Origin of the sequence: Nocardia sp. NPDC050793 (assembly GCF_040654065.1) — a bacterium.
Lineage (GTDB): Bacteria > Actinomycetota > Actinomycetes > Mycobacteriales > Mycobacteriaceae > Nocardia.
Genome location: NZ_JBFAHG010000003.1, coordinates 776,986 through 801,397, shown reverse-complemented (window position 1 = coordinate 801,397; position 24,412 = coordinate 776,986). Strand labels below are relative to the sequence as shown.

General features: G+C 69.5%; 13 protein-coding genes and 1 pseudogene. 2 read left to right on the top strand and 12 right to left on the bottom strand.

Annotated elements, in window-relative coordinates; translation table 11 throughout:
* Nucleotides 1–44: 44 nt before the first annotated feature.
* From AB0H50_RS14210 to AB0H50_RS14160, 11 genes and pseudogenes are all read right to left on the bottom strand, one after another.
* Complete coding sequence (locus AB0H50_RS14210) at nt 45–4,454, bottom strand: amino acid adenylation domain-containing protein (RefSeq protein ID WP_357451329.1); 4,410 nt, start codon at nt 4,452–4,454, stop codon at nt 45–47.
* Nucleotides 4,451–9,436, bottom strand: coding sequence for an amino acid adenylation domain-containing protein (locus AB0H50_RS14205; RefSeq protein WP_357451326.1), 4,986 nt, complete (start codon nt 9,434–9,436; stop codon nt 4,451–4,453). The genes AB0H50_RS14210 and AB0H50_RS14205 overlap by 4 nt, the downstream gene beginning before the upstream one ends.
* On the bottom strand, nt 9,423–10,277 hold the full coding sequence (locus AB0H50_RS14200; protein WP_357451323.1) for a 3-hydroxyacyl-CoA dehydrogenase family protein: 855 nt from the start codon (nt 10,275–10,277) through the stop codon (nt 9,423–9,425). The genes AB0H50_RS14205 and AB0H50_RS14200 overlap by 14 nt, the downstream gene beginning before the upstream one ends.
* The gene (locus tag AB0H50_RS14195; protein WP_357451320.1) at nt 10,274–14,647 is read right to left on the bottom strand and encodes a condensation domain-containing protein; all 4,374 of its coding nucleotides are present in this window, start codon (nt 14,645–14,647) and stop codon (nt 10,274–10,276) included. The genes AB0H50_RS14200 and AB0H50_RS14195 overlap by 4 nt, the downstream gene beginning before the upstream one ends.
* Nucleotides 14,644–17,490 carry an amino acid adenylation domain-containing protein gene (locus AB0H50_RS14190; protein WP_357451317.1) on the bottom strand — a complete coding sequence of 949 codons (2,847 nt, stop codon included), beginning with the start codon at nt 17,488–17,490 and terminating at the stop codon, nt 14,644–14,646. Before AB0H50_RS14190 ends, AB0H50_RS14195 begins: the two co-directional genes overlap by 4 nt.
* Nucleotides 17,487–18,494 carry a 3-oxoacyl-ACP synthase gene (locus AB0H50_RS14185; RefSeq protein WP_357451314.1) on the bottom strand — a complete coding sequence of 336 codons (1,008 nt, stop codon included), beginning with the start codon at nt 18,492–18,494 and terminating at the stop codon, nt 17,487–17,489. The genes AB0H50_RS14190 and AB0H50_RS14185 overlap by 4 nt, the downstream gene beginning before the upstream one ends.
* 5 nt (nt 18,495–18,499) lie before the next feature.
* Nucleotides 18,500–19,630: an acyl-CoA dehydrogenase family protein gene (locus AB0H50_RS14180; protein WP_357451311.1), complete on the bottom strand. Its 1,131-nt coding sequence runs from the start codon at nt 19,628–19,630 to the stop codon at nt 18,500–18,502.
* Nucleotides 19,627–19,905, bottom strand: a complete 279-nt coding sequence (locus tag AB0H50_RS14175) for an acyl carrier protein (protein ID WP_357451308.1) — start codon at nt 19,903–19,905, stop codon at nt 19,627–19,629. The genes AB0H50_RS14180 and AB0H50_RS14175 overlap by 4 nt, the downstream gene beginning before the upstream one ends.
* 329 nt (nt 19,906–20,234) lie before the next feature.
* Nucleotides 20,235–20,909: a SnoaL-like polyketide cyclase gene (locus tag AB0H50_RS14170; RefSeq protein ID WP_357451306.1), complete on the bottom strand. Its 675-nt coding sequence runs from the start codon at nt 20,907–20,909 to the stop codon at nt 20,235–20,237.
* Nucleotides 20,910–20,931: 22 nt separating this feature from the next.
* A complete protein-coding gene (locus tag AB0H50_RS14165) occupies nt 20,932–21,759 on the bottom strand; it encodes a hypothetical protein (protein WP_357451581.1) in 828 nt (275 codons plus the stop codon).
* Nucleotides 21,760–21,801: 42 nt separating this feature from the next.
* Nucleotides 21,802–21,906 (bottom strand): annotated as a pseudogene (locus AB0H50_RS14160) (transcriptional regulator); the annotation flags it as partial.
* 287 nt (nt 21,907–22,193) lie between these two features.
* Between AB0H50_RS14160 and AB0H50_RS14155 the strand changes: the two are divergent.
* Together AB0H50_RS14155 and AB0H50_RS14150 are read left to right on the top strand one after the other, a co-directional pair.
* Nucleotides 22,194–23,192: a hypothetical protein gene (locus AB0H50_RS14155; RefSeq protein ID WP_357451303.1), complete on the top strand. Its 999-nt coding sequence runs from the start codon at nt 22,194–22,196 to the stop codon at nt 23,190–23,192.
* Nucleotides 23,193–23,245: 53 nt separating this feature from the next.
* On the top strand, nt 23,246–23,605 hold the full coding sequence (locus AB0H50_RS14150; protein WP_357451300.1) for a hypothetical protein: 360 nt from the start codon (nt 23,246–23,248) through the stop codon (nt 23,603–23,605).
* A gap of 55 nt (nt 23,606–23,660) precedes the next feature.
* On the opposite strand, the gene AB0H50_RS14145 is transcribed toward AB0H50_RS14150, so the two are convergent.
* Nucleotides 23,661–24,209 carry a ferredoxin gene (locus AB0H50_RS14145; RefSeq protein ID WP_357451297.1) on the bottom strand — a complete coding sequence of 183 codons (549 nt, stop codon included), beginning with the start codon at nt 24,207–24,209 and terminating at the stop codon, nt 23,661–23,663.
* Between the last annotated feature and the right edge of the window lie 203 nt (nt 24,210–24,412).

Genomic DNA, 24,412 nt, shown 5'->3' with positions numbered 1-24,412 from the left:
CCGCCTCGGGCTCAGCTCTGAGAGAGCGTGTCCTGCTACAGCATTCATGGACGCATCGGCACCAACAGGTCGGCGTCGAGGTCGGTGCGCAGTGCGGTGATCGCGGATTGCAGGCCGTGTGCGAGCGCGGTGATCGTCGCGGCATCCCACAGGGGTGCGGCATAGCGGATCTCGCCGTGGATGCCGTCCGGTTCGCCATCTGGGCCGACGGATTCTCTGAGCTGGATGAGAATCTCGAATTCTGCTCGCTGGGGCGGCAATTCGCGTAGTCGGACCTCGATGTCGCCTGCGCCGCCCGCGACCGGGATATCGCGGAAGAACGTGGTGACGATCTGAGGCAGCGGACGGTCCGGTCCGGTGTGGGCGGCGACGGACCGCTCGAACGGATAGCGCTTGTTCTCGTGGGCCTCCAGGACCCGGTCGCGGATCTGGCCGATCAGTTGTCCGGCGGTCGGTGCGGCGGTGCGGTCGGTGCGGATCAGCACGATGTCGGCCGCGCAGCCGAGCATGGTGTCGAATTCGAGGCGATCGCGTCCGCTCAGTGCCGTGCCGATGACCAGATCGGGTCCGGCGCCCAGGTCGGTGAGGGCGTGGACAAGGGCCGCGTGCAGGACGGCGTAGGTGGTCGCGCCGCAGCGACGGGCGGTGTCCCGCAGACGGGCGTGGGTGGCCGCGTCGAGGGTGAACGGCAGCAGCGCCGCCGGGTATCCACCGGCGGCGGACCGCGGGTGGTCGACGGCCAGCGGCGGGGCGTATTCCAGTCCGGACAGCATGTCGCCCCAGTACCGGGCTTGGGCTGGCTCGCCGCCGTGCCCGCGCAGCCACCGGGCGTAATCGGCGAACTGGACCGGGGGCGTCGGCCAGTTGGGCGCCGCGCCTTCGGCGCGTGCCAGGTAAGCGAATTCGAGTTCGCGCAGCAGCAGCGCCAGTGACTCGGCGTCACCCGCGCAGTGATGCAGGACCACGAGCAGAACGTGATGATCGGGCGTCAGCCGATACAGCCGAACCCGCAGAGGCGCCTCGGTGAGCAGCGTGAAACCGCGGTCCATCTCCTGTTCCAGCAACCGGTTCAGATCCTCGACGTCGGTGATCTCGCGGTAGTCGACGGCGTCCTGGTCGAACGCCTCGATCCGCTGGACCGGCCCCGCAGCGGTGAAAGGCAGTGTGGTCCGCAATATCTCGTGCCTACGCACCACATCGCCGACCGCCGCCCGCACGACCGCCGCGTCGAGGGGGCCGATCAGGTCTACAGCGGCGGGCATCAAATAGTCGGCGGCGCCTTCGCTGAGATAGTTGACCGTCCACAGTCGCTGCTGGCTCGGCGCGAGCGGAATCGCGTCGTCCGAAAGGGAGGCGTTGCCGTCGCTCTCCCGATACGCGATGCCAACGGGGTCCCGGCCGACGGCGGTGGGATCACCGCCGCGATCGGCGATGCGCCGTTCCAGCGCGGCGACGGTGGGCGCGTCGAGCAGATCGCGCAGGCTCACGACGACCCCGAAGGTCCGGCTCGCCGACGCCGCGAGCCGGATGGCCGCCAGCGAGTTCCCGCCGATACGGAAGAAATCGTCCTGCACGCCGACCCGCTGCAGTCCGATGGCATCGGCGAACAGCCCGGCCAGAATCTGCTGGCGCGGTGTCCGTGGCGGATCCGCGGCCGCCGAGGCGGGCATGGTCAGCGCTGCGCGGTCGACCTTGCCGTTGGCGGTGAGCGGCAGCGCGGGAATCTGCGCGATCACGGCGGGCAGCAGATAGGCGGGCAGGACTCGGGCGAGCCGGGTCCGCATGTCCGCCGTGTCGATCGGCTCGGCGGCGACCACGTGGGCGACCAAGGTCTTGCCCGCCGCCATCCGATGCGCCGTGACGACCGCCGCGGTGACCCCCGGCATGCTCCGGATCGCGTGTTCGATCTCGCCGGGCTCCACGCGGATGCCGTTGACCTTGACCTGCCGGTCACCGCGGCCGAGGAACCGCACGGTGCCGTCGGCGCCCCAGCTGCCGTGATCGCCGGTGCGGTACATCCGTGACCCCGGGGCGCCGAAGGGGTTGGCCGTGAAAACCGTCGCGGTGCGGCCGGGCATCCGGTGATACCCCCGCGCGAGGCCCGCACCGGTCAGGTAGATCTCGCCGACCATCCCGGGCGGCACCGGGCGCAGCAACGCGTCGAGGACGAGTACCTCGGTGTGGTCCACGGCTCGGCCCACCGGAATCGCCTCGTCGGGCAGCGGTCCGGTCGGAATCGAGTACGCGGTGGCGTACGCGGTCGCCTCCACCGGACCGTAGATGTTGACGATGGAGATGCCTGGCGCCGCCGCGCGCATCGCCCGCACGGTATCGAGCGGCAGGATGTCACCGGCGCTCGACAGCGTGCGCAGCTGGGCGAGACTTTCCGGGATGTCGTTGACCAGCACCTGAAACAGCCCGGCCGCCAACAGCATCGCGGTCACCTCCCCGGCCCGCAGGACGTGGCGGAAGTCCTCGGCCCCGAGGCGGTCCGGTGTCGCGATCACCGCGGTGTGCCCCTGCAACAGCGGCATCCAGAGTTCCCAGACGACCATGTCCCAGGCGTACGGCGAATGCATCAGCATCCGTGCGTATTCCGGGCCCGCGGCGATCCGGTCGATCGCGCGCGTCACCATCGCGCGATGCGTGGCGAGCACGCCTTTCGGCGCGCCGGTCGACCCCGAGGTGAACATCAGCCAGGCCGCCGCGTCGGCGGGCACCGAGTCGGCCGGTGTGGTCAGGACCGGCTCGTCGGACAGCGCGACGGCGCGCACCAGCGCGATGTCGTCGAGAACGAGTTCGGTGCCGGTGTGGGCCAGCATCCAGGCGACGCGGTCGGGCGGATCCTGCTCGTGCAGCGGGACGCAGATCGCGCCGAGCCGCATCAGCGCCAGCGCCGCGACGACCAACTCCGGGGTGCGCGGCAGGCGCAGACCCACCGGCGTCCCGAGTCGGACACCATGCCGAGAAGCGAGATGGTAGGCGAATCGTTCGGCGCGAACCTGCAATTCGCGATAGCTGACGTGCTCGCCCTCATACCAGAGCGCATGGCATTCGGGGAACCGGCGCGCGACCGAATCGAAGACCTCCGCGATACCGCGATCGGTCGCGCCCGTCGGATCCTCGTGCGGGCTGCGCGCCGCTGTCACAGCGGGCACGCGGGTGAGCCGCCCGGCGGGCATGTCCGCGGAAGCCGCCGCCACTTCGTTCATTGCTGTCAGGAAGCGGCTGTGCAGACTCGCCAGCGCCGCGGGGTCGCACCGATCGGCGGTGGTGTCCATATCGATGCGCGGCGGACCGTCGCCGAGATAGACGCCGATGCCGAATGCCTCGGTGTATCCGGTGGATACCGGGATCAGTGTGGCGACCACGTCACCGAAGTGGATATCGGGCGGAACGGGCAGGATGTTGATCATCGGGCCGGTGATCCGGTGCTCGCCGCCCGGGGACGTGCCGTCGGCGAGCAGGTCGAATCGCCGATAGTGCTGGTGGCGCAGCACCGTTCGCAGCTCCGCCTGCGTCGCCATGGCGAGCGCGCCGATGGACGCGCCGGGGTCGACCTCGACTCGCAGTCCGACGACGTTCGAGGTCATGCCGAGCGCGCGCCAGGATCGTTTGGCCGGTACCGGCAGACCGAGGACCACGGTCCGCGCACCCGAGTCGGCGTGCAGCAGGAGCGCCGTCGTCGCAGCCAGCAGTGCTGGCCAGTCGACACCGAATCGTGCTGCGGCACCGAGAAACTCCCGCCAGTCTTCGTCGCTTGGACGACCGGAGTGCCGGATCGGCCCGGACGCACCGGCCGTGACAGGCGGATGGGCGAACATCGGAGCGTCGGGCAGCCCGGCCAGCCGTCCGGACCAGAACGCGCGGTCGTCGGTGAACCGGCGCGAGGCGCGATACCGCTGATCCTGCTCGACGTATCCCGCGACGGTATCGGCGACTTCCGGCGCGGGCTCACCGGCGAGCAACGCGGTGTAGGCGCGTGCAACCGCCCGGATGAAAGCCAGCGACGCGCCGCCGTCGAGGACGATGTGGTGGGCGCGGATCGCCCAGAGATGGCCCGCCGCACCGAGATCCAGCAGATGATGTTCGAAAAGCGGTGCGACGTTTTGGTCGAAGGCTGGCGGCGCGGCGCGCAGGTAGGCGAGCGCCGCCTCGACCGGGTCGGATTCGTCACCGAAATCGCCACGGCGCAACGGCCATTCGGCACATTCCTCGACCACCTGACGTGGCTCGGGTCCGTCGTTGTCGAGCCGGACGCGCAACGTCTCGGCGGCCGCGACGACACCGCGCAGCGCGCGTTCGAACAGGCCGGGATCGATGCGGCCGCGCAGGTGGACGTAACCATCGATGAGGTAGCGATGATCCGCGCCGTACAGGCTGGTGTAGGCCCAGATCTCCTGCTGCGCGAGGGTCAGCGGGTAGTCGGTCCGGCGATGCGGTGTCTGGGTCATCTCACTCCGTTCGCGTCGTCGGCGGGCATGGTCGCGAGCCGTTCGAGTTCGGTTTCCAGCCGGGTGATCACCCGGCGCGGCAGCTCGTCGTCGAGCAGATCGCGGTGCCAGTTCAATGCCACCGTCAGCTGTTCGCGCGGCCATACCGTCGCGGTCAGCGGGAACAGGGTGATCTCCCGCGACGACAGGTCGGTCAATACCAGGTCACCCACGGTGATGGGGGTCTGCGCGACGTCGACCGGATACGACTCGAAGACCAGCAGGGTGTCGAAGTAGTCGCGCACGGGAACGCCTGCCGCGTCCTCGATCTCGGCAAGACCGAGATGGTGGTGGTCGAGCAGCGCCGCCTGTTCGGCCTGCACCGCGCGCAATCGCGCGCCGATCGGCTGGTCGTCGCGGCGACGCACACGCACCGGCACGGTGTTGATGAACGAGCCCACCATGGCGTCGATGCCCGGGATGCTCGCGGGCCGTCCGGAGACCACCGTGCCGAACACGATGTCGTCGTTCCCGGTGATGTCCCCCAGCACCGACGCCCACGCATACTGCAGAACGGTGTTCAGCGTGACGCCGCACGCGGCGGCGAAGCCCGACAGCGCGGCGGTCCGCGCCGCCGTCAGCGTCACGACGTGTTCGGTGTGCGACCGCGCCGGATCGCGCGGCGCGGCGCCCGGCGCGGCGACGAGGGTCGGCGCGGCGAGGTCGTGCAGGGCATCGCGCCATGCCGCGGCGGCGGGTTCGCGGTCTTGCGCGGCCCGCCAGCGCAGAAAGGTGGCGAATCCGTCGTCCACGTCGCCGGGGGCGTCCACGCCGAGTGCGAAGGCGCTCAGTAGGTTTCGCATCAGGATCGGCGCGGACCAGCCGTCGAGGATGAGCCGATGGTTGGTCACCGACAGCACCCAGCGGCGCTCGTCTGTCCGGATCAGCAGGAACCGGATGAGCGGCGGCCTCTCCAGGTCGAACGGGCGCACCTGTTCCTCGGCCAGGATGTCGTCCAGTTCCGTACCGCGCTCGCGGAGGTCGACTTCCCTGACGTCGATCGGCGCGGTCGCGATGACGAGCTGACGCCACCGGCCGCCGCCGTCGCGGACGAAGGCTGCCCGCAGCGAGGAATGCCGGTCCACGACGTGCTGGGCGGCCGTGCGTAACCGTGCGAGATCGGGAGTTCCTTCGCAGGTCAGCACGACCTGGAGGGTGTGGATCTCCGGTGCGTCCTGGTCCGTGGGTGCGAGGTCGGCGAACTTCTCCTGGATCGGTGTGAGCGCCCGGATATCGCACAACCTGCCGTAGCGGCGCTCCCAGCGGTCGATCTCCGATTGGCGCAGACCGGCGGGCGCGAAATCCGAGGGTGTCCACCCACCCGCGGCGGGATCGGCCGCGTGGCGCGCGAGGGCGCCCAGGACCGTTCCGAACAGCTCGGTGAAGGCGCGGACGCGGTCGGGTCCGATGAGGGTTTCGGGAAACGAGAAGCCCGCGGTGAGCCGATCACCGATCACCGCGGTGTCGATCGCGAGGGACGCGTCGGCGGGTAGGCCGGAGTCGACGGGGGGCGGCGTGTTCGTGAGAGCCGCGGGCAGCCACGGGCCGTTCGCCGCGGAGATCGCGCCCAGATAGGTGAACGACAGTTGAGTGGTCTCGGCGGGCAGATCGATGCCGGCGCCGAAGTAGCGCAGCAGTCCGTAACCGATGCCGCCATCCGGTACCGAAAGTAGTTGTTCCTTCACGGTTTTCACTGCGCCGGCAAGGCCGTTCCCGCCCTCGATCGCGTCCGTGATGTCGATTCCTTCCAGATCGAAGCGGCACGGGTAGGCGGCGGTGAACCAGCCGACCGTGCGTGAGAGCTCGGCGCCGGGGACGAGATCGTCATGCCTGCCGTGGGATTCCATCCGGACCGGGACCACCGAGCTGTGACCGCCGCGCCACGCGACCATCGCCACGGCCACCGCGGTCAGCAGGATGGTGTTGGTGTCGGTGCCGTAGCGCGGGGGCAATGCGGTCACGACGGCGAAGGTCGTCGCCTCGTCGAATTCGAGGACGATGCGGCGCATCGTGGACGACACGTCGATGCGCGGGTCGAGCGGACGATCGGTGAACAGCGGATCGGGCCCGCGCAGCAGCCCTCGCCACTGGTCGTCTTGGGCGAGAAGCTCAGCGCCGTACGCCTTTTCGCGCAGCGCGTGCGCCCACCGCCGCACGGAGGTGCCCCCGGCGGGCAGCCGCGGCGACCGGCCCGACTCGAGCTGCGCCCACGCCGCGACGAAGTCCGGGATCAGGATGCGCCAGGAGACGCCGTCCACCGCGATGTGGTGGATCACGACAACGAGGAGCCCACCGCGTTCTCCCGCACCCCGATCGAGCCAGACACACCGCAGCACAGCGCCGTTCGCCGGATCGAGACGGTCGGTCGCGGCTTCCGTCTCGCGGGCGAGGATCTCGGCCTCTTCGAGATCATCCGCGGCCGAGACGTCGACGCGGCTGAGAACCGAAGCGGGGTCGAAGGATTCGGGGGCGTCGGCGAACAGCCGCCACTCACCGCCCGCGTCGCGGTAGAGCCGTGCGCGCAGCATGTCGTGCTGTTCGACCACCGCACCGATCACCCCCCGCAGCGTGGTCGCGGTGATGCCCGCGGGCAGGTCGAGCACCATGTGCTGGGCATAGCGGTCGAACCGCACGCCACCGTGTTCGGCGCGCTCGATCAGCGCGAGGACGGCGGGAGTCGGCGGCATCTCCCCCACACCGGCACCGGGTAGTTCGGCGAGCACGCGCCGCTCGGGCGCTCCCGTCGTGGCGACCGCGGCCAGTCCCGCGACGGTGCGCTGTTCGAAGACCTGCGCCGGGGTGAAGTAGACGCCCCGCGACTTCGCCCGGGAGACAAGGAGAATCGACATGACGCTGTCGCCGCCCATAGCGAAGAAAGATTCATCGACACCGACCCGATCCCGGCCGAGCACCTGCGCGAACACCTCGGCCAAGTTCTGCTCCACCGGTGTCGACGGCGCACGATACGGCGTGTGCCGCGGCGCCGGTTCGGGCAGCGCCGCCCGGTCCACCTTGCCCGCCGCCGTGGCGGGGAACCCGTCGAGCACGACGATGTCATCGGGGATCATGGCCGCGGGGAGGGTGCGGGACAACTCCGTGCGCAGTGGGTCCGGGGCGCAGACGGCTTCGGCCACTGGCACGACATAACCGAGGAGCCTTCCGTCGGGTCGCAGCGTCGCCGCCGCCTGCGCGACCGTTGCGCACGCCGAGAGCGCGGCCTCCACCTCCCCGAGTTCGATGCGCACGCCGTGGCGTTTGACCTGGAAATCGGCTCGGCCCTGGTACTCCAGCAGTTCGGTCGCCGCATTCCAGCGCACGATGTCGCCGGTGCGGTACAGCCGCGCGCCGGACTCGAAAGGGTCCGCGACGAAACGCTCGGCGGTGCGCGCGGGATCGCCCTGATAGCACCGCGCCAATTGCGCTCCCGCCAGATACAGTTCGCCGGGCAACCCGTCGGGAACGAGGCGCAGCCGGGCGTCGAGCACGTACGCCCGCGTGTTCGACGCGACCGAACCGATCGGTATCGACGCCGAATCCCGCACGCTCACCGGATATCCCGTGACCGCGCCGGTGGCCTCGGTCGGCCCGTAGAGGTTGTGCAGGCGCGCAGGCGCCGCCGCACCGAACCGCTGTGCCAGCGCGGGTGTGAGAGTCTCCCCGATGGTCAGCACGCGGCGAACGCAGGCCGGGAAGCTGGACACCACGTTGAGGTGGTTGCTCAGCGTCGAGGGCACGAACTGGAGGGTGGTCACCGCGTGCGCGGCGATCAGCCGGGTCAGTTCGGCCGGGTCGGTGTGCGCCGACGGCGGCGCGATGGCAAGGGTCGCCCCGATACTCGAGGGCCAGAACAGCTCCCAGATCGAGACGTCGAAGGTGACCGGCGTCTTCTGCAGGACGGTGTCGGTCTCGTCGAGGCCGATGTGCTCGCTCATCCACCGCAGGTGGTCCACCACCGCCGCATGCGGCACCGCGACGCCCTTGGGCACGCCGGTCGAGCCGGAGGTGAACATGAGATAGGCGAGATTGCCGGGACGCAGTGGCGCGGGTCGGTCGGCGTCGTGCAGCGGTGTGCCGTCGTCGTCCATATCACCCGGTTCGCCGAGGTAGTGGACGGGCGCGGCATCGGTGGTGAATCCGTCGTTTCGCGTGCTCAGCACCAACACCGGCTTGGCCACTGTCAGGATGCGGTTCAGCCGCCCGGCTGGATGGCCCGGTTCCAGCGGCAGATACGCACCGCCCGCCTTCAGCACCGCGTACACCGCGACGATCGCCTCGATCGAACGACCGATCGCCACGCCGACCACGGTGTCGGGCCCGACGCCGCGCCGAATCACACTGCGCGCCAGTCGATTCGCGCGAGCGTCCAGCTCACCGTAGGTGACCGACTCCGCGCCGTACACCAGCGCGATCGCATCGGGCGACCGGCGAGCGACCGACTCGAAACCGGTCAGTGCGGTGGCGTGCGGGTCCCTGGCGCGCGCCGGGCCGCCGCGGCGCAGGATGCGCGCGCGTTCCTCCTCGGTGGTGAGATCGACGCGGGCGATCGGAGTTGCGGGCGCGGCGACGAGCCGGGCGAAAAGTCCTGTGAACACCGGCAACTCGGCGTCGGGCACGCCGATCCGCCAGCCGTCGTCGTCGTGAACGGCGGTCGGACATTCCCCTCCGGCCGCGCCGGTTGCACGCTGCCGCAGCAGCGCCCCGACCTGTGCGGCGACGGCGCGGAAGTCGTGCCGCGCCGCCACTGTCACGCGGATCTCGACCGCCGTGGCACCGGACCGGTAGCCGACGGTCACCTCGGCCGCGCCCGTCCGGCGATGCGTGTACACCGCCAGCGCGGCCAGCACGACCGCCGCTGTCCCTCCCCCGCTGCGCCGAGCCAGCGGACCAAGTCCCGGCGTCTGCTCCAGCGGGTAGTCGAGTGTGCTCGTCTCACGGGTAGGCATGGAATCCCCTTCCCGACTTGCGGCCCAGGTGTCCGTCCCTGACCAGCCCGGCCAGCGCGTCCGGCACCCGATAGCGGCCGTCGCCGGTGGCATCGCGCAGGACGGCGAGGGTGTCGGCCACGTTGTCGAGGCCGATCAGATCCGCGGTGCGCAGTGGCCCCATCCGATGGCCGAGGCAGCCCTCGAACAAGGCGTCGACCGTGGCGGCGTCGGTGCCGGATTCGGTGATCGCGGCGGCCTCCGCGATGGCGAGCATGAGCACCCGGTTGACGACGAATCCGGGACCGTCGCCGACCACGATGCCGCGCTTGCCGAGTGCGCCGAGGAAGTCGAGCGCGGTGGCCAGGGTGCCGGGCGCGGTGTGTGCGGTGGTGATCACCTCCACCGCCTCGGTCAGCGGCGCGGGATTCATGAAATGCAGTCCGAGCATCCGCTCCGGCCTGCCCGTGCGGGCGGCCATGTCCGCGATGGGGATGGCCGAAGTGCCCGAGGCGAACACGGCCGACGGTGCGCACGCGCGGTCGAGTTCGGCGAACACGCGGTACTTGAGTTCGACTCGCTCCGTGACGGATTCGATGACGAAGGTGGCATCGCACAGGTCCTCGACGCGCTGCGACCACCGGATGCGGTCGGTGATCTCGGCGATCTCGCCGGGGCGCGGCCCCCGGCCGAGCAGCACGCTGGAACGCAGCGACGCGCGAATGCTGCGCCGCGCGCGTTCGGCGGCTGCGGGGTCGGTATCGACCACGGTGACGGGCATGCCTGCCTCGGCCACGCACTGGGCGATTCCCGCGCCCATCGTGCCCGCGCCGACCACGCCGACCCGGTGCTGTGCGGTCACGGGTGGATCTCCTGTTCGTCCATGAAGGTTTCGATGCCGAGCACGGTGTCGCGCACCGGCTCGTCCGGCCGGTCGAGCGCCGCCCGCGCCAGCGCGACCAGTTCGTCGGCGATGGCTTCGACCGAGGACCGGTCGAACAGCTCGGTCGCGTAATGCAGACGCAACTCGGCGGGGTGGTGCGTCCACGAGAGAGCGATTTCGGTCGCGGTGTCCCCCAACGGAACCCGTGTGTGACCGAGGTACCGCAGTGGCGTCACGCCCGTGCTCGTGGCCGATGTGGGCGGGTTGTCGCGCAACTTTCGCCATGTGGTGTCCGGGCGGACGGTCACGATGACATCCCGCGCGCCATCGGGTCCGTCTGGCAGGCCGATGCGCACCCGGTCACCGCCGCTGTACCAACCGAGCAGCACTGCGTAGGCATCGAACAGCGCGGCGTCGTAGCGCTCGAGCTCGGAGCTCTCCAGATCTACTGAGCGCGTGATGATTTCGTGGTCGAAGACGGTGTTCCCTGTGTGCGGATGGTCGGTGGGGATCGACGTCGTCGCGTCCGATTCCCGCCGCGGTCCGGCGATCAGCGCCTCGATCGGCGGCGCGCCGGTGTCCGACGCCATCGTCGTCAGGATCTCCAGGAACGCGTCGCCGATCGCGGCCACCGTCTGCGTGGTGAACAGCTCGGTGCTGAACTCGAGGCACGCGCCGATATCGCGCGGGACGTCGTCGGTGTACTCGAAGGTCACCAGGGTGAGGTCGAATTTCGCGGTGCCGGTGGGCAATCCGCCGAACTCGTTGCCCGCCGCGTGATCGAGGTCGAACAGTTCCGCGCCCGCCTCGTCGATTCGCTCCATCCGTGGTGTCACCTGGTGGATGTAGAGCACATCGAACAGCGGGGTCCGCGACAGGTCGCGCTGCGGCGCCAGGGCGTTGACCACCCGGTCGAACGGGATCTCCTGGTGTTCGAGCGCACCGAAGACGACCGAGCGCACCCGGGTCAGCAGGTCCGGCAGCGCCGTGTCGGCGGTGAAGTCGGTGCGCAAGGCGACCGTGCTGTTGAAATAGCCGATCAGATCCTGGAATTCGCGTCGGCCGCGTCCGGTGGTCGGCGTGCCGACGACGATGTCGCGCTGGCCGCTGTGCCGCGCGAGGGTCAGATAGAAGGCACTGAGCAGAACCACGAACAGCGAGACCGATTCGCGGCCCGCCAGCGCACGCAGGTCGGTGAGCAGCGCCGCGGGGATGGTGAACGGATGCAGGTCGCCGACATAGGTTTTGCGATCGGGTCGTGGGAAATCCGTGGGCAGCCGCAGCACCGGCGCGTCGGCCAGCGTGTCACGCCAGTAGTCGAGTTCGTGGTCGAGCGCCGAACTCGCCAGCAGCGCGCGATGCCAGGCCGCGTAGTCGCGGTATCGGATCGGCAGCGGCGGCAGGCGGTGCGGACGGCCCTCGCGCCGTGCGGCGTACAGCTCCGGCAGCTCGCGACCGAGGATCGTGGGCGTCGCGCCGTCGGTGACGGCGTGATGGCAGGTCAATTGCAGCACATGGGTATCCGGTCCCACGGTGATGAGCAGAACCCGCAGCAAGGCGTCTTCGGCGAGGTCGAACGGTTCGGTGGCGGCGACGTGCACGAGGGCGCGGGCCGCGGCGAGCGGATCGGGTTCGGCGGAGACGTCGACGCGGCGGACGTAGTCGTCCAGCCGATCCCGGATGCGCAGCACCGCGACGCCGTCCACTTCGGCGAAGTTGTATCGCAGGGTCTCGTGACGCTCGACGAGGTCGTCGAAGGTGCCGTGCAGCGCGTCCGGGTCGATCGGTCCGCGCAACAACTGGACGACTGGGTAGTTGTACAGGGTCGTCCGCGGATCGAACTGGTGGTGGAACCACATCCGTTCCTGTCCCGAGGACATGACCGGTTCGTCGTGCGCGACCAGCGCCGGAATCGGTGCGCGCTCGGCGCCGCCCGCGCGCCCGGTGGCGAGAAGTTCGGCGAAGTCGGCCAGCCGCGGGCGCTCGTAGACGTCGAGCAGCTTCGGCCGGAAGCCGTAGGTCTCCTCGATCCGGTCCACCAGTTGCACCGCGATCAGCGAATTGCCGCCGAGGGCGAAATAGTCGGCGTCCTCGTCGATCTCGTCGTCGGTGTACAGGAGTTCGGCGAGGGTGCGGCGCAGCCAGCGCACCGGATCGGAGTGGTCGTGCGGTGCGGCAGGCGCGGCGGACGGCACGAGCACGGGCGCCGTGGTGCGGGGCAGGTCGACCCAGCAGCGGGATTCGCGCATCGGATGGCCCGGCAGCCGTACCCGCCGGGCGCGAACGGGCGCGACGGCCGACCAGTCGAGGTCGACACCGTATTCGTACAACCGGCCGAGCAGTTCGTCCAAGTCGGCGGTATCGGTTGCGGCGGAGACTATCTCGGCCTCCGGCACCGCTTCGGCGATGAGCGCGGCCAGCCTGCCGTCCTGGCTCGGCTCCACGAACACCACCGGCCCCTCGGCCATGAGGGTGCGTACCGCGCCGAGGAGCCGGTCGCTGTCGATGGTGGGCGGCGCGTCGGCGAGTTCGGCCGGGTCGACCCGGTCGCGGGAGCCGAGCAGGTACCGGGCGGCGTAGCGTGACGATCCCGCGCTCAGCAGCGCCGCGAGCGGGACTCCGCACGCGGTGAGCCGTTCGTGCACCGCGATCTGCCCGGCCAGCACCGTCGCCGTCGCGCCGGTGGCGGGCAACTCGGCGGGCAGTCCTGGCGGCTGCGCCGCGGCGGTGCCGGCCTGTCCCGATGCGACCGGGACGGCGTCGGGAGACATCAGCAGCACCACGCGCGGCGCGGTCGGCACGCGGTGCGCGCGCACCGTGGCCTTGTCCAGCGCCTCGGCGAGTTGTGCTGTGTCCGAGGCGATCACGGCGACGCGGTGCTCGTACTGGTCGCGGCCGAGGGTGAGCGTCGCGGCCACTTCGTCCAGCGAAGCGTCGGTGCCGCGCACCGCCTCGGCGAGGCGGGCGCACAGCTCGCTCAGCGCTTCGGGCGTGCGCGCGGAGACGCCGATCAGGCGCGCGTGGTGCGACGGCGGCGCGGCGGGGACCGGCGGAGCCTGCGACACCACGCAGTGCGCGATACTGCCGCCGAGGCTGAACGAGCTGACTCCGGCGGCGCGCACCGCGTCACCGGTCCACGGACGACTCTCGGTCAGCACGTCGATACCGGCCGCCGCCAGGTCGAAGCCGCCGGTCGCACGGGTGAAGTGCAGCGAAGGGAACAGCTGCGCCTCCGATACGCTCAGCACCGCCTTGACCAGACCGGCGATGCCAGACGCGTGATCGAGGTGACCGATGTTCGTCTTCACCGAGCCGATGGGCAGGCCGGGGCCGCCGCCGAAGACGGTGCCGATCGATTCCAGCTCCACCGCGTCACCGAGCCGTGTGCCGGACCCGTGGGTTTCGAGATAACCGGCCGTGCGCGGGTCGAGTCCGGCAGCCTCCCATGCCTTGGCGATGACGGCGCTCTGGGCGGCGGCGCTCGGTGTGCTGATGGTGGCGGCGGCCGCTCCGTTGTGCCGGGTCGCGCTGCCGCGGATCACCGCGTGGATCGGTGCGCCGTCGGCCAGTGCCCGGCCCACCGTGGTGAGCAGCAGGATCGCGCCGCCCTCGCCGTTCACGGTGCCGTCGGCGTCGGCGTCGAAGGCGCGGCAGACGCCGCTGGGCGACATGATCTCGGAGAAGCTCGCCCCGCCCCACGACGGGGAGCCGTGCACCCGCACGATCACACCGCCCGCCAGCGCGTAATCGGCGTCACCGCTGCGCAATTCGCGGCAGGCCTGGTGCACCGCGACGAGCGCGCTGTTGCATCCGCTGTCGACGCCGAAGCAGGCGCCGGTGAATCCGAACCGGTGCGCGATTCGCGCCGGGCCCGCGAAGGTGGCGTTGCCGAGCAGGCTCAACGGGCCCGGGTCCACCGCGGCGGAGTGATAGCTCGACTGCGCGGCGCTGAGCGCGACGGCGGTGACCGCCCTGGCCAGCCGGTCCGTGGTGTATCCGGCGTTCTCGATCGCACGCTGGGCCAGTACCAGGGCGAGCCGCTGCTGCGGATCGGTGACGCACGCCTCCCGGCGGGACAGACCGAAGAAGCGGTAGTCGAATCCGTCGATCTCGGCGAGGTGCCCCATCGGCAGGTACGTGACGGCGTCGTCCAGGCCGGTGGCGGCGATTCGTTCGGGCGGCATCGGCCCCACCGAATCGCGCCCTGCGGCCAGGTTGGCCCGGAATTCCGCGAGGTCGGCGGCGTCCGGGAAACGCGCGCCGATACCGACGATCGCGATGTCGGTGTCACGCGCGTAGGCGATGTCATGGATGCCGGGGTCCGGCAAGGCGTGCTCCTGAGGGGTCACAGCTCGAAGGCTCGAGTGGAGACGGGTACGGAAGATTCGGCCGCCACGGCGGCGCTCGCCGCGAGCGCGTCGGCCTGGTCGCGGATCGTGCGCAGATCGAACAGCTGCCCGACGCGCACCGCGCCCGGCCGGTGCTGCTCGAGCAGCAGATGCAGCACGACCACCCGGTGCGAGTTGCCGCCGATCTCGAAGAACGAGTCGTCGAGATCGAAGTCGTCGTGTTCGAGTGCGGCGGACCACAATTCGGCGATCTCGCGTTGCTCAGCTGTCCAGTCGTGGCGCGACGGCCCCGGCAGCGGCGGATCGTCGGCCCTGGCCAGCAGGGCGGCTTCGTCGAGCTTGCCCGCCGCGGCGATCGGAATCGTGTCGATCGGCACGAACCGGCTCGGCACCTCCAGCGGCGACAGCCGTTCGGCGCAGTGCCGAGCCAGCTCCCGGCGACCGGGAGGCGCGGTGCCTGCGGCGGGCACGATGAACGCCACCAGTTCGTCGATCTCGTCGCGACCGGTGCGCACCACCGTCACCGCGTGCCCGACGCCGGGATGGGTCTCCAGCACCGACTCCACCGCATGACGCTCCACCCGCGCGCCGCGGATCTGCACCTGACCGTCGGCGCGGCCGAGGTAGTCGATGTCCCCAGCGGCGGTGAGCCGAGCGAGATCGCCGGTGCGATACATCCGCGCGCCAGGTTCGTCGGCGAACGGGTCGGCGACGAAACGGGCGGCGGTCAGTCCGGGACGGGCAGCGTAGCCCAGGGTGATCTGATCTCCGCCGACGTACAGTTCGCCGACGTCCCCGTCGGTCATCACCGTCAGCTTCGGCCCGAGCACCCGCGCGGTATTGCCCGGCAGCGGCCTGCCGATGGGCACCGTCCCGGTATCGGTGACGACGTGCCACACACAGGTGACGGTCGCCTCGGTGGGGCCGTACTCGTTCATCAGCACGGTGCCGGGGAGCGATTCGCGATGCCGGGCTGCCAGCGACGGGGACAGCGTCTCGCCCGCGAGGGCGACCACCGTCGGCGCGGTCGCCGTCTCGGCCAGCCTGGGCAGCAGCAGCCGGTAGTACGACGGCGTGGCGACGAGATGGCTGACCCGCGACCGGGCCGCGAGCGCGCCGACCGCGGCGGCGTCGGGCAGTTCCCGGTGGGTCGGCACCACCACGGTGCCGCCACGGGTGAGCGCCCACGGTCCGAACAGCAGTGCGGCGTCGGCGGTGAGCGGGCAGGTCGACAGGGTGACCAATTCGCCGTCGGCGCACGGATAATCGCGTCCGGAGATCATCGCGGCGAGATTGCCGCGGCTGACCACGACGGCTTTGGGGGCGCCGGTCGATCCCGAAGTGGTGATGACGTAGGCGGGCGCCGTCGCGGGCGGGGGCGCTGGCAACGGGCCGGTCGGCGAGATCGCGCCAAGCGGAACCAGGGCGGGCTGGGCCGGCGCGAGCAGTGCCGCCACCTCGTCGATCGAGGTGTGCGGCGCGTGCTCGTCGAATACCACTGCGGTGCACGGTAAGTCGCCGACCAGGGCGCGCACCTGCGCGCTCGCCCGCCCCGGCTCGACCAGGCACCATGCCGCCCCGGCGCGCAGCGCGGCCAGCATCGCCACCATCGTCCACGCGTCCTGCCGCAGCAGGCACAGCACCACGTCGCCAGGACGCACGCCCGCCCCGACCAGTCGACCAGCGAGAACGGCTGTGCGGCTGTCGAGTGCGCGATAGGTGAGAGTCTCCCCACCGGAGATCAGCGCGCTCCTGTCCGGGAACTCGGCGACCCGGCGCAGCAGACCGCTGATCAGATCGCCGGGCGGCGTCGGCGCATCGGCCGACCGCACGAGCACGTGGGCGGTGTTCGGCACCGCGGTTCGTCCGTCGTGACCGAGCCGCACACCCTCCGGATCTTGTTCCAGCACAACGAATCCGGCGAAGCGCAGCGTGACGAGCATGACCCGGTTGACCTCGGTCGGCACGAATTCCGCGACGCAGCGCTGTCCGCGCGCGCTCGCCCGGTCGATCAGGTGCGCCAGCAGCGCGCCGCCGACCCCGCGCGACATCACCCGGCAGGACATGAGCATCAGCAGCAGCACCGAATCCGTGCCGCGGAATTCGGTGACCACGAGCCCGATCGCGCCGTACTCGCCGAACCGGTCGCGCAGGGTCGCGATCAGCACTTCGTGCGTGGCGGAGGCGCTCAGCTCGCGCAGCTGCTCGATATCGAAGGTGCGGCCGGTCGTGTTGAGCTGGTGGGTGCGCACCGTGAGTTCGTGCGCGCGTTCGAGATCCGCCTCGCAGGCCCGGCGAACGGTCATCACCAGACCGAGGCCGAGCAGAAATTCGGCGTTCGAACCGGCGAAGGACTCCTCGCTGGTCCGCCGGCGCACTTCGGCGCGGTAGCGCTGCCTGCGTTCGCGCGCGTCCCTGGTGACGACCGCCGGGCTGAACTCCGCGAGATCCGGCAAACCCGCCACGTCCTCGGCGGCATAGCAGCGGACCTGCGGCAGCGCGGACGCCACCTCGGCGCGTTCGACCGGGTCGTTGTCGACGAAGGCGATGGCGTCGAGGCCGATGTTCAGCGACTCGGAGATCCGGCGCACCGCTTCGGATTTCGCGTCCCAGCCGATCTGCGTCGCACAGAACATCTCCTCGACACCGTGCGCCGACAGATGCGCCAGCGCCGGAGCGGGCTCGCCGCGGCTCGCGATCGCGTGCACGATACCGCGCTCGTCCAGCAGCCGCAGCGTCCTGCGCGCTTCCGGACGCGGCGCGCGGGCGTCGTCCTCCAGCACCACACCGTCCCACAGCGTGTCGTCCAGATCCCACACCAGGCATTTCACGATCGCGTTCACGATGACGCCCCTCCCAGATCGCCGTCCGGCAGACGGCGCAGCAGGCTGGTGCTCCACGCCGCGACCGGACTGCTGTTCAGCAACAACACGTGATCCCCCGGCGCACGCGTCCGCGCCGCGAGGTCGAGGTTGACGAGCATGTCCACCGAGCCGAGGTGACCGAATCCCGCGAGGTTGCGCTGGCAGGCCGGATCGATGCCGACGCCGAGCGCCTCCTCCCAGAAGGCGAACGCCCCGGCCGACAGGTTCTGCATCAGCACCGAACCCATATCGACGAGCCGTAATCCGTTGCGGGACAGCACGTCGTCGTTCATCGCCGCGAGACGTTTGCGGCTCTCGACCGCGAGCCGGAAGCTGTAGGTGGCTTCGTCGGCGCAGGTTTCGCGCCACTGATCCGAACGCACATCGCGGTAGTCGATCCGGAACAGGTCCGCGTAGCGGCCGTCGCTGCGCACCTCGTGGTCGACCAACTGATACCGGCCGCCGCGTCCGGCGCTGAGCACCACGGCGGCGGCTCCGTCGCCGAGGATCGTCATCGGCGCGCGATAGCGGAATCGGGTCGGCGCGGTCGCCGCAGCCACGACAAGGACTGTGCGGCAGCGTGTGTCGCCGCGGAGCAGCGCCGCCGCGAGGGTGAACGCTGCCGAGATCGACACGCAGCCGAGCTCGCCGATCCCCGCGACGAACGCGCGATCCGCGCCGAGGCGCTGCTGCAGGCGCGTGGCCTCGGAGGCGAGCAGGTAGCGCGGTGCGCGCCCGCCGACGACCAGCAGTGCGTCGAGTTCGCGTGCTGCCAGTCCCGCGCGTTCGAGGGCCTCGCGGGCCGCCCCGGCGGCGAGGTCGTGTTCCGCGGCGTCCTCGGCGCAGCGCACGGTGGTGATGCCGAGCGACAGTGCGTGCGCGCGACGAGCGGGCGGCAATTCCGACAGCTCGGCGAGATCGGCCACCGCGACAGTGGATTCAGGAAACGCGGTCGACACCGGACCGAGGGAGATCGCGGGCATCGCCGTCACCTCCCTGCCGCGACGGCCGACGCGGCGCGGGATTCCCCGACGGACCGCAGCACGAACTCACCCAGATCCTGCTCGGCGATCTCGCGGGCGCCTTCGATGATCTGCATGATCTTGGCGTCGCGGTAGAAGCGGCCCGCCCGATTGCCGGGGGCACAGCCCGCCGCGCCCAGTATCTGCACCGCGCGCTCACTCGCCGCGGCCGCTGCCGCCGCCGCCGCGTATTTCGCGGCGATGGTGGTGAGCTGCGCGGTCGGCTCGCGCTCGTCGCGGTCGCGGGCCGCGCGGGTGCACAGCGCCTCCGCACCCGCGACGTCCACCCAGCTGCGCCCGAGCATGGCGCGCACCGATTGGTGGTCGGCAAGCCGGACATCGCGCTGGATCCGGTCGTGCGCGTGCGCCGCGGCATCGGTCAGGCACGCTCGCGCCATTCCGGTGCAGCCCCACGCGATCGTGTACCTGCCGTGGTCGAGTGCGGTTCCCAGCACGTGCGACAGACCGAAACCAGCTCGGGCGACGATGTTCTCGGCGGGCACTCGTGCCGCATCGAAGGTCAGGTGCGCGATGCGCGCGCCGCGCATGCCCAGCTGATCGGTCACCGGTTCCACCAGCACGCCGGACTGATCCGTCTCCACCAGCGCGGCGACCGGGCCGTCGTCGGATCGTCCCGCCACCAGCACCACATCGGCCAGCGCCCCGAAGGTGACCCACATCTTGCGGCCCGACACGCGGAGCTCCGGTCCGGCACCGGTGAATCGAGTCGAAATTCCCGAAAGGTCGCTGCCAGCACCGGATTCCGTCGCCGCCAGGCCCGCGACCAGCTCGCCGCCCGTCAACGCGGGCAACCAGCGCGTGCGCTGCTCGGCGGTGCCCCAGCGATCGATCGTCGCGGCGACCATGCCCTGCACCGTGAACAACGAGCGCAGCGACGTGCACACCGCACCCAATTCGGCGGCCGTCCGGCCGGTTGCCAGCGCATCCGCGCCGCGACCGCCGGAGCGGGCCGGTCGATCCATGCCGAGCACGCCCGCCTCCGCTGCGGCGGCGACCATTTCACGCGGCATCCCCGCGCTGTCCCATTCGGCCGCACCCCAGGCGGCGCGGCGCAGCAAGGACTCCAGCTCGCTCACCTGCCTGCCCCGAGGTCGGCGGCGCCCTTGCGGGTGACGAAGGCGGCGGCCCGCCGCGCGGTCCGGAAATTGTCCAGATCCAGGTCGTCGATATCGATCTCGAAGTCGAAGGTGCGCTCGAGATAGGCGACGATCTCCAGTGCCCGCAGCGAATTCACCAGGCCCATACCGAAATAGTCGTCGTCCGGTCCGAGCTGGGTAGCCGTGACCACGCTGAAATGCCGTACCAGCCGCTCCACCAGCTCCGGATGTGGTGGGGTGCCTTCGTCGCTCATCTATTGCCCGTCCTCGCCGGATATCACCGCCGGATATCCCGTCGGAAAGCTACCGGCTGGCGGTAAGTCGCGAATGCCCCCAATTCGTCTGCCACCGGCGCTTCGGGATCGGTCTTCCCGCGGCGCGCACGTAGCATTCTGAAGCCTGTCTTACGCTGGAGACCAAAGGCTTTCGACCGCGACGCCCGGCTGTCCGTGTCGGATCACCGCGAGCTGCGACAGCGCCGGCAACGTGTGCCGGGTGCCGACATTCGCGGCGGCGGAACTGCCGCCGCGAATCCTGAACTCCCGGAACGGGCTCAGCGTCACGCCCGATCCGGAAGGCGAGGTCAGGACCTGGAAACCGGGCAGCCGTGGGCCAGCGGGCCGAGCAGCTGGTTGTTGTCGTAGAAATGCTCGAGCTCGAGGATGCGCAGATCCTCACTGACCCTGGCAATCGTGACGCCGAACATCTCGATCGTCGCTCCGGTGGGCTGGTGCTCCCGGTACGGGCCGTCGTAGCTGCCCCAGTGCCGCCAGCGGAAGCTGACGGTGGGCGGGCCGGACAGCACCTCCAGCACCTCCCAGAAGAAACCGTTCGGGAAGGCGGTGTGGAAGATCTTGTGTGAGCTTTCGAAGGTCTCGGCCGCGGCCTCGTAGTAGGGGTTGTCGCCGATCAGGATGTTGTAGCTGCCGATCCGCGCGAATTCCTCCGCATCCTGCCAGGGTCCGCCGTTCACGCGGCCGCGGTAGTGCTCGGCCACCAGCGACACCCATGTCGCCGGATCCTTCTTGTGCGAGACCTCCATCTCGAAGACCCGCACCAGATCCTCGACGATCGCTTCCAGCGATCCCGGCGCGTGTTCGGTGATGCGCTCGCGCGGCACGATCTCATCGGTCAGCCGGTAGTCCGGTGCGCCGTTGCGCCAGTCCTCGTCGGCGGCGGCCGCGACCACGGCATCCCGGCCCTGCAACCACAGCGGCGTTTCGTCCGTGGGTGTCGAATCAGTTGCGTCAACTGTCATTTCGGTTCTCATCCCGTTGAAGCTATTGGACGCGAAGACCGTAACAGTCGGTCGATATGTTGTCGCGGCATGGCGAAGCGCCATGGAGCTCGAATACTGTTGGGCACCTGCGATATTCGTGTGCCAGTTCATGCAAGGCGGCGTAGCGGGGCATCATCGTGCAGGGTTGCGTAGAATCCACCGACCACGTCGGCGTGGCCCGGACAGACCGGCACCCGCACTGTTCGACCGAGCCATATCCGATGTCGCGCCGCATGGCCGGATCACCTTCCGCAACAGCCGATTCCCTCTCGTCCAGTGAGGGCTCCGGTGCGGTCCAGCTGCCGAGCAGGCGGATCGCCTCTTCGTCGGCAGCCGCGGCCGGGGTGAAGGTGACCAGGGTGAGATCGGTGTCGCCGGGCACCGGGAAACCGTTGAACAGCAGCGTGATCACCCCGACCATGGGGTGGCGCACCCGCATCGTCCCAGGGCCCTTCTCCGCCACCCGGTGCGCCGCCCACAATATCGCGAACTCGGGGCTGGCGACGGCGAGTTCGCCCACGAGAGAGGATAATTCGGTGTCGCCGGGATGACGGCCCGCGGCCAGCCGCAGGTAGGTGACGATCAACTCCGCCTTCTCAGCCCGTTCGAGATAGAACTCGCGCGCGACCGGATCGAGGAATACCAGTCGCGCGCCGTTGGATTCACCGGCCAGGTCCCAGCCCACACCGGCGAACAGTCCGATACACAGGCCGTTGGCGGCCACCACGTTCATTCGGTGGTCGAGGATGTGCGCGGGCGTGGTCGGCCACGAGTCGAGCAGTCGTTGCAGACCGGGATCGATCCGGGCGCGGTGTTCCCGGCCCGGCACGGACCGCCGACGGGCGGCCAGCCGAAACGGATGTGCGCGTTCGGTATCGGTGAGGCGCAGGGCGCTGGCGACAGCGTCGAGCACTTCTTCGGACACGGCGCCGATCCGGCCCTGTTCGAGCCGCACGTAGTAGTCGACGCTCATGCCAGCGAGATGTGCGCACTACGTACTCCATGTCGCCTGAACAGCGCGAAGAACAGCTCAGAATTCCTCTCTCAGTTCCACCACCAACCGGGTCAGCCGATTCATTCAGCGCCCAGGAGGCATTTCGAGTGCCAGACAGGCTGTCCGACCGCGCGATAGGCGGCAATAGCGGATGCTTCTGCGCCGCGTCCGGTCTCACCGCTACCGCTCTGACAGGGCGGGTCCGATCGGGTTGGTATCGACAGGAACTGACACCAAAGTGTGTCGGCCCCTGCCGTTACGGTTCGGACATGGCAGACCTACCAAGCAATACAGCCCTCGTTCGCACCTGGTTCGGTGACGACCGCGCGTGGTGGTCTCTGGTCCGAGAGACCCTGACGCCCAGCAAAGAAGGGTTCCTGGCCTATGTGACCCTGGTGAACGACCCGGAGTTCGAGGACCTGAGCCCCGAGGCACTTGCGGCGAAGCAACCGGGCGGAGCGGTCGTGTCCTTCCTCGCCGACGAGACCACCCTCACCCACCCCGACCATCCCATCCTCGCAGTTTGGGTCCTGCCATCCCAGGATGACGATCAAGACCACTACAAGCCGTTCCGGGTCGCGTCCGCCCAGCTGTGGAGCGTGGAGAACAACATCAACCACTCGAACCTGAGCTGGGAGGACTACACGAGCAGGGTAGGAGCGGACGGCATCTACCGCGGGGAAGCGGTTGCGAGAGAATCCGATTTCGAGTTCAGCGTGCGATCCGTCATGGCGGAACTACTGGCATATCGCACCCCGGGTCTGGCCGAACCGCTGCGCGACGCCGAATCTGCGGACGAGATGGCGGGTATGGCGGTCATCTCCCGCGAGGCCGATCCCCAGTCTGTTCGCGAGCAGTTGGCGTCGCTGAGGTCCTATCCCGCGGCGCTGTCCTGGGATTGGGTCGCCGCCTTCGACATCGCCCATTCCGACGACGATCGAGCCGGCTACCTGGCCGAGTTCCTCGAGGAGATCGGTGAGCACGCGTTCGCCCTCGGAGCTGTACTGGCGTCGTTGACCGGGCAAGACTACTACCTGGTCTTCGTGACACCGACCCAGTTCGAAGAGCTCTCCCGGCTCCTCGAAAGACACGGCCTGCACGCTGCAAGTATGCGGCGCGGAGTTCGGGCCCAGCAATCGGCCGCGATCAGAGCCTGGGCCATAGCCAACGCCGGGAGGCTCCTCGAAACCGTCCACGGCACCCCGATCACGGCGATGAGCACAACGGCAACGTCATCACCGCCTACCCGCTCGGAGGTAAGGGGGTAACCCGGAACGACGCGCAAGGCAACCCTCAACCGATCAATTGGGCAGGACTTCAAATGAATTCGAACAGAGCAGCGCGAGAGGCCCGGAGGCGACACGGGGATCCCCAAGCCGTCGAAGCCCGTAATCAGCGGCTCAACAAGTTGAACAAGGACTCGCGCGAGCTCCTTGAAAGCGTCGCCGACCGGTTGCCGTTGGACCTGGTCGCCTCCTGCCGGAGCGATAGCGACGCTGGGGAGTGGGCAAACTTGGTCGACGAGCTGTGCGCGATTCTCGTCAAGCGCCAGATCAAGATCACGCCGGTCGAGCGCGACCTCGTGGCCAACCTGCTCGGCCAGTTCAATCCGCCGGTCGAGGGATACCCCTACATCAGCGACCCGGACGGCGTGCTCTCCAAGCTCAACGTGGCTACCTGACACGCCGCGATGATCTGCGGCTCGTCGGCTGGCGGATCTTCGAAAGAGCCTCTGCTCATAGGTTCGGCAGCGGGTCATTCACGGCCGGGTATCGACCATTTTCCAACCTGAACACATACGCCCGCAGATCGTTCTCGAGATCCGTGGCCAGGTAAGTGAGGAAGTCCCGTACACCTTCTGCCGCATCGGCTTCCTGGGCGTCAGCGCCTTCCTTGGTGTACTTGGCCAGCAACTCGGCGAGGTGCTCCTCGACCTTGCTGCGACTGCTCCACCACGCGCGAACGGCTGCGGGTGTCCAACGCGAGTCCCCATCACAGGCATAGCCGCCGTAGGGGTCATCGTTTGCTGCCTCCAGCAGACCTTCGACCTCGGCCGGCGAGGTCGGCTGGCGGTACACGAACTCGTTGTAGTACTCACCACCGTAGAGAACGTTCCGAGGCGCGTAAACCCTTCCGGTCCAACAGTTATCGGTCTGACCCGTGTAGAAGGGGCCTGGCACGTTCATCCAGTGCCTGCCCTCCCATTTCTCGCCGCCGTGGGCGAAGTCGTCGAGATCGTGCGGAACCGACATCATCGGATCCCAGCGTCGCGGTAGGTCGCTCATAGTGCCAGCATTCCCCAGCCACACGGCATGCCGCTGACGAGTGTGTCGACTTTCCGGCCCTACGGTCCGAATGCGCTCATCGGCATTTCAGGATGCTTGCCGACTTGGTGGTAGCGATGTGGTCGAAGACCGATCTGGAGACATCCGTCCGCGCCTGTCCCGGGTCCGCGGACCGGCGGCAGCGGTTCCACCACTGCCTAACC

Excerpts from the sequence above, each read along its gene's own strand:
- AB0H50_RS14145 (WP_357451297.1), bottom strand. The coding sequence starts at position 24,209 with ATGAGCGACCTACCGCGACGCTGGGATCCGATGATGTCGGTTCCGCAC.
- AB0H50_RS14155 (WP_357451303.1), top strand. The coding sequence starts at position 22,194 with ATGGCAGACCTACCAAGCAATACAGCCCTCGTTCGCACCTGGTTCGGT.
- AB0H50_RS14210 (WP_357451329.1), bottom strand. The coding sequence starts at position 4,454 with ATGACCCAGACACCGCATCGCCGGACCGACTACCCGCTGACCCTCGCG.
- AB0H50_RS14175 (WP_357451308.1), bottom strand. The coding sequence starts at position 19,905 with ATGAGCGACGAAGGCACCCCACCACATCCGGAGCTGGTGGAGCGGCTG.
- AB0H50_RS14170 (WP_357451306.1), bottom strand. The coding sequence starts at position 20,909 with ATGACAGTTGACGCAACTGATTCGACACCCACGGACGAAACGCCGCTG.
- AB0H50_RS14150 (WP_357451300.1), top strand. The coding sequence starts at position 23,246 with ATGAATTCGAACAGAGCAGCGCGAGAGGCCCGGAGGCGACACGGGGAT.
- AB0H50_RS14185 (WP_357451314.1), bottom strand. The coding sequence starts at position 18,494 with ATGCCCGCGATCTCCCTCGGTCCGGTGTCGACCGCGTTTCCTGAATCC.
- AB0H50_RS14205 (WP_357451326.1), bottom strand. The coding sequence starts at position 9,436 with ATGCCTACCCGTGAGACGAGCACACTCGACTACCCGCTGGAGCAGACG.